Genomic DNA, 2,302 nt, shown 5'->3' on the forward strand with positions numbered 1-2,302 from the left:
AGTTGGCTGACCTATCAGTGCCCTTTTAGGACTGGCCAGTAAGAAAGGCTTATAGCCGTAGAACAAACCACCCTTTCATACGGGTGGTTTTGATTTTAGATAATATATCACACAATATTAGTATTTCATCGTATATAAAATTTTTGCCAAAAATGGATATGGATAGTCAGAATACTTTAACCATAAGTATTCATTAATTTATACTGAAGATAGAAATAGAGAAGGTAGTCATATCGTTAATATAACCACACGATAAGCTAAGTTAGAATTTATCGGAGGTATAATAAATGGATACATATTATCTAAAAAGTTTAATTTTTGATCTAACATTTCTTGAATACGAGATGCTATGTGTGGCGTTGCCAAAATATAATAAGCATAAACTTATTAAAAAGGCTTTTAAAAAAACTAATTCCTTACGAAAAATACAATTACTTTCTAGAAAGTACGAAGTTAATTCTTATTATGAACAACATAAATTTATATTGTATTACTTATATTATAAAAAGAGTAGTCACATCCCCCCCGTTTTTAAATATGTACAAAGACAGAAGTTTTTAGAAAAATACCATACTTTAGAAATGATTATAAAAGATTATTCAAAAAAAGAAATTAAAACTATTTTCAATGATATATCTAAAGACCAATTCGAAAAAAATCTAGCGTATATCACTAATTAATGGTCTTAGAATTTTGATTAAATTATAGGGTAGTATTATTAGATATTACTTATCTATAAAAACTAACTAAAATGCAGAATTCCATTAAATTTTTTATGATAAAGGAGAACTTATGAAACAAAGACGTATTGTAAGTTTAGATATTATTAGAGGTTTAGCGATATATCTTATCGTATTTATGAATAGTTTAGAAGTAATTCCTAGAGTAGCTGGTGAGAATATTATAGAGACACATACAGATGCTATCATTTATAATCTTGAAGAAATTTTTATAGAAAATAAGTTCATAGGTTTATTTTCACTACTATTTGGCATTAGTATGGGGATATTTATGGATAATGCACGTAGAAAAAACTTATCACCCTTAAAGTTAATGTTTAGGAGACTGTTGTTCCTTTTAATTGTGGGTATTATGACTTTTATGTTTCTAACCCCCTTTCTTCCTTACGCTATCATAGGATTAATTATTATGTTCGTTGAAAACTTAAAAAAACCTAAATTAACACTAATATTCTTAATAGTTGTTATTTTATCTTTTATTGCTATCAGTATTTATCAGAATAATTTCTTTCATCTTAATATTGCAATCACTTTGGATATGCTCTTAGGATTATTTTTATGGCAAAGTGGAACAATATCTAATTTTAAGGAATATAAGCGTCAATATTTAGTCTCATTAATTATAGGACTTATTATTATCACTTTAGTAGATTTAAATTGGATGTATTTTGATTTTGATAAAAATTTAATATTATATTTAATAACCCCTTTACAAACTTTTATTTACTTTATTTTACTGATGTTTATTACTCAAAGTCAGAGGGTTCGACAATGGTTAAAGCCAGCTGAAAAAGTTGGCAAAACCGCATTTACCAACTTTATATTACAAATTCTATTATTAAATTTAATTATTAGAATATTCTTCAATTCTAGTTGTCCTACACCAAGTCGATCGATTTTAATATCAGTGATAACGATATTGATAATGTCTGTATTAACAAAAGTATGGTTAAAATACTTTAAGCAAGGACCATTAGAAAAAATATGGCGCATGTGGACTTATAAAAATATTCAAAACAAATAATTTAGAAGAACATACTACTGATTATATAAATATGACAATGAGTAAAAGGAAGGATTGTATAATGAAAATAATACTTCTCATAGCGATAGTTTTCAAAAAGATAAATCTAAGAAAAGAATAGCTAGTCAAGAAGAGAAGTTTAATTCTACGTCAAACTGTAATTCATCTAAAAATGAAAAATAATATTAAAACATCTAAGATAAAATGTTAATGCCCTATAACGACTAGAAATATACTATTCTTTTATGTTAGTTTCTCTTAAAACATTCTTAATCTTAATAATATTGCTTTCTTTGCACAACAGAAGTTTTTTACCTCATAATTTTAAATGCAGTTATACAAATTACAAATTGCGACTTTATTTTTTTAGATAAGAACATAATAACTTAAAAAGCTACACCAATTGTGGTGTAGCACAAATCTTAAAATTTGTCAGTAAGTTTCGGAGAACCTATGTGAAAAATATAATAAGAGGTGAACAACTCTTACAAACTAATTGTTAATCTGTATACAAGAATTGTCTAGTGATTTGTACTGT

General features: G+C 26.1%; 1 protein-coding gene. It reads left to right on the plus strand.

Annotation, left to right across the window (positions count from 1 at the left end; translation table 11 throughout):
• Nucleotides 1-792 precede the first annotated feature (792 nt).
• Nucleotides 793-1,764 carry a DUF418 domain-containing protein gene (locus tag ABTW65_RS29345; protein WP_029376514.1) on the plus strand — a complete coding sequence of 324 codons (972 nt, stop codon included), beginning with the start codon at nucleotides 793-795 and terminating at the stop codon, nucleotides 1,762-1,764.
• Nucleotides 1,765-2,302: the final 538 nt, after the last annotated feature.

Source organism: Nocardioides sp. NPDC127503, assembly GCF_040302165.1.
GTDB lineage: Bacteria > Actinomycetota > Actinomycetes > Propionibacteriales > Nocardioidaceae > Nocardioides.